1 protein-coding gene and 1 pseudogene are annotated in these 3,115 nt (G+C 68.5%); both read right to left on the bottom strand.

From position 1 onward, the window contains the following. Nucleotides 1–2,020, bottom strand: a 2,020-nt coding sequence (locus tag ACGK9R_RS17110; protein ID WP_394583531.1) for a DUF6531 domain-containing protein, incomplete at its 3' end; no start/stop codon positions are given. A gap of 108 nt (nt 2,021–2,128) precedes the next feature. Then, nucleotides 2,129–3,115: pseudogene (locus ACGK9R_RS17105) on the bottom strand (type VI secretion system Vgr family protein); the annotation flags it as partial.

Below are 3,115 nucleotides of genomic sequence, written 5' to 3'. Positions count from 1 at the left end.
GCTGTTCGCCGACCAGTCGCTGGGCGTCGTCGTACTGGAACGACACTTCACCGTGGTCGTTGGTGACGCTCTGGAGCTGGCCGTTGGCGCCCCAGCGGTAGTGCTCGGTGTTGGCCGGAGCGTGCTCGGTGGCAGGTAAATGGCGCGCCGAGAGGCGTCCGGCGGCGTCGTACTCGTAGCGGGTCGCCAGCGGCTGACCGTCCGGCCCGGTGCGGTGGATCTCAAGGCGCTCGACCAGCTGGCCCGCTTCATCGTAGCGGTATTGCTGTTCGCGGCCGTCCGGGCCGGTCTCGCTGGCCAAGCGGTCCATGGCGTCATAGGTGAAGCGGTAGACGGCCCCATTGCCCAGGGTGAGTTCGCTCAAGCGGCCCACGTCGTCGTAGGCGGTGTATTGGTGGCTGCCATCGGCCTCGATGCGCTGGGCCGGGCGGCCGTTTTCATCGAAGAAGAACTGCTGACGGAAGCCCTGGGGGCCTTCGACCTCGACCAGCCGCCCCTGCGGGTCGTAATGCTGGTGCCAGTACAGGCCGTTGGGCAGCTGGGTGGCGGTGCGCCGGCCCAGGGCGTCGTGCCGAGTCTGCGTGGTCTCGCCCAGGGCGTTGGTCACGCTCGCCAGATAGCCGTGGCGGTCATAAGCGTATTCGGTGCGGTTCTGCGAGCAGTCGATCTCGGCGGTCACCAGCCCCAGGGCGTTCCACTCCCGCTGGTGGGTCGCGCCCACCGGGTCGGTGACCGTGGTGGGGCGATCCGGCAGGCGTTCGTCGTCGTAGGTGAACGTGGTGGTGCCTTCCGGGGCGCTGATCTCGAGCGGTACGCCGCGTTCGTCGCGGGTGATCTGCCAGCGCTGGTGCTCGGGCCCTTCCACGCTGACCGTACTACCCAGTGCATCCCGTTCGATCGCCCAGCGCTGGCCATCCGGGGTGGTCTGGCCGACCACCTGGCCGCTTGCGTCGCGCTCGATCAGTGTCTCGCGGCCCAGCGGGTCGACGGTGGCAATTTTATGCCCGGCGCGATCGTAGCGGAATTCGATGCGCGAACCGTCGGCGCGGGTGTGGGCGGTCCAGCGCTTGCCGGGGCCGCTGCCGACGAAGTGGTACGTCTCTTCGCGCCCCAGGTTGTCGGTGACCCGGGTGTGATCGACGTGATACTCATAGCGCCGCGCCAGGCCGCCGGCTTCCTGCTGGCCGACCACGCGGCCATCCGGGGCGTGGCGGTCCCAGGTGTAGTGGGCTTCCAGGCCGCCGGGCACCCGGTGGGCGGTGAGCAGGTGGTTCTCCCACTCGAACTCGCGCACGACTTCACCGTGGCGGTGGCGTACCGCGATGAGATCCCCCACTGGGCTGTAGGAGTAGCGCACCAGCCACTCGTCCTGAGCGCTACCGTCGTGCTCTTTGGCAAGCTTTACGCCGGTCAGGCGCTGGCCCGCATCGTTGGGCTGGGCGGGCAGCAGCGGCTCGTAGATGAACTGGTAGTGACGCCCGGCGCTGTCGATCACGCGGGTGAGCAGGTCGGCCTCCCACTGGTATTCAGTGGTGTAGCCGTGGCGGTCATGCTCCTCGACCAGCGCAAGCGGGGTAGCGCCCTGAGCGTCGGGCGCCGCCGTGGGCGCGAACACGTAGTAGAGACCGCCACTGTCGGTGAGCACGATGCGCGACGCATCGTCACGCAGGTCGTCGTCGAGTAACGCCCAGCGCGGTGCGAGGTCGCCGCCGCCCTCCTCGCGCGCGCCGCCCCGACGAATCCAGAGCTGCTCGGTGGGCGAGAAGCGTGCCTGCCCGGGAGCCAGCGCACCAAAGGTGATCGCGCGGCCCTGGGCATCGTGAACGACACAGGCGTCGTCACGAAGTGACAGCGACAGGCTCGCGCCGGGCAGCGACCAGCCCTGGCCGAGGATGCCCACCGTGGCGTTACTGGAAAGATAGCCCCGGCTGAACACGAACGGGCGCGGGGCGGGCAGGGCAAAGTCGGTCTCGGCGGGCAGTAGCTTGGCGCCCAGTAGCGGGTTGACCGGGCTGCCCACGGCGGGCTGGCAGGCGCTGCAGTGGCTGGCCAGGCCGTCGGTAATGTCGATGTCGTCGAAGTCCACCGGCGAGGCGGCGGCGATCTCGCTGGCAAGGGTGGGCGTCTGGTGAGGTTCGAGGGTGACGTCCTCGCTCTCTTCCGGTTCGGCCTCGCCGGGCAGGCGCGGCAGCACGATGGCCTGCCCGCGCCCACGGCCGGGGCTGCCGCCGGAGTTGATTTTGACCTGCGAACCCACAATGGTCACGCCGCCCGGGTCGAGCTTGATGAAGCTGCCGCCGGCCTTGAGGGTGATCTCGGCACCGGCCTCCAGCACGATCTGGCTGCCCGCCTTGTGGTGAACCTCCTGCCCCGCTTCCAGCAGCTGCGCCTCGCCGTACCGTTCATGACGCGTCCTGTCGATCTGCAGGTGGTCATCGCCCTTGATGTGCGTGAAACGATCGTTATGAACCGTCAGGTGATCGTCATTATGGATCTCGCTCAAGCGGTTGCGATGCACCTTGAGGTGACTGTCGTGGCGGATCTCCTCGGTGCGGTCGTTGAGGGTCAGAAGCTCCAGATCCTTCTGGGCGTGCAGCCAGATCTGCTCCTCACCCGCCTCGTCTTCAAAGCGCAGTTCGTTGAAGCCCTCCGCCTTGTGGCTCTGGGTGCGAATGGCCGTGCGCGTCTTGTGCTCCGGCAGGGCGTAGGGCGGGATGTTGACCGCGTGGTACGTCCGTCCGGTGACCAGCGGCTGGTCAGGATCGCCTTCCAGGAACGAGACGATGACCTCGTGGCCGATGCGCGGAATGGCGATGCTGCCGTAGCCGCCGCCGGCCCAGCCCTGGGCGACGCGAATCCAGCAGCTGGCGGTGTCGTTGGGTTCGGCGTAGCGGTCCCAGGGGAACTGCACCTTCACCCGGCCATGCTCGTCGCAGTGGATCTCCTCGCCTTCGGGGCCGACCACGAAGGCGACCTGGGGGCCGTCGACGCGGGGTTTGGGGTTGGGCGTCGCCCGCCAGGGGGCGTCACCGGGCGTCAGGGTGACGTGGTTGACGTAGCGGGTCATGCCGTCCTGGCCACTGCCGCCGGCGGCCTGGGCGCTCTGGACGATGCC

It is taken from the genome of Halomonas sp. HNIBRBA4712 (genome assembly GCF_043558675.1).
GTDB lineage: Bacteria > Pseudomonadota > Gammaproteobacteria > Pseudomonadales > Halomonadaceae > Vreelandella.
This window is presented reverse-complemented; position numbering and strand designations above follow the sequence as displayed.